This is a genomic window from Acinetobacter sp. 1294596, from assembly GCF_000582925.1.
Taxonomy (GTDB): Bacteria; Pseudomonadota; Gammaproteobacteria; order Pseudomonadales; family Moraxellaceae; genus Acinetobacter; species Acinetobacter radioresistens.
Genome location: NZ_JFCC01000115.1, coordinates 1 through 777 on the forward strand (window position 1 = coordinate 1; position 777 = coordinate 777).

The window sequence follows — 777 nt, forward strand, 5'->3', positions numbered from 1 at the left end:
TGATCCAAATCAGGAAATGTCTTTAAACGCTTTGCTATTTGCTGAGGAGACCATAAACAACGGATCGCTTCAACAATAAATTTCCAGAGGATTGAATCGATTTTGAGTTTTCTGTGACCACGTCTACGTCTAGCGAAGGTGTTATCAGAAGCATATCGAGCTTGATAAACGTCATTGATGCTATTTCTTTTAAGCTCACGATAGATCGTACTAGGATGTCTTTTAATGAGTTCAGCAAATTTTCTGGCTGAAAAGCCTTCTTTTCTTGACTCAAGCATTAATGCAGTACGATCTTCAAAGTTAAGATGATGGTATGACAATTTTATATACTCCATAAACCCTTTAAATTAATTAGGTGGTTTATGTCGCACTTCAAGTTTTACTCTGCCATTAATTAAATTAGTAAGATAAATTTAAAATTAGACTTAGACTTTATTTGAAAAATTAACCAGTTAAGCAAATTCAGTTTTTTTAAATTTTTACTATTGGGCTAATTGCTTATTTTATATGCGAATATTAATTAAATTATACTAACTATAACATGTATTAACACTTATTCTTAAAGATGTAACTCTATTTGAGTTTAATTTTGGTTAAAATTATTTCCACTATATTAACAATTGTACAAAATAATAAAGCTACTCTAGAGGCCTGTTTTCAACCCCAGAAAACAGGCCTTTTTTTATAAAAAATATTCTGGATTTATAATTTCATATGATGTTTAAAATAAGGTAAAAAATTATTTAAATGTAAACTTATAATAATTAAAAGTAGGTA

1 protein-coding gene is annotated in these 777 nt (G+C 28.4%); it reads right to left on the minus strand.

Annotated elements, in window-relative coordinates; genetic code table 11:
* The coding region (locus J502_RS16140; RefSeq protein WP_032069883.1) for a helix-turn-helix domain-containing protein at window positions 1–335 on the minus strand (335 nt) is incomplete at its 3' end.
* Window positions 336–777: the final 442 nt, after the last annotated feature.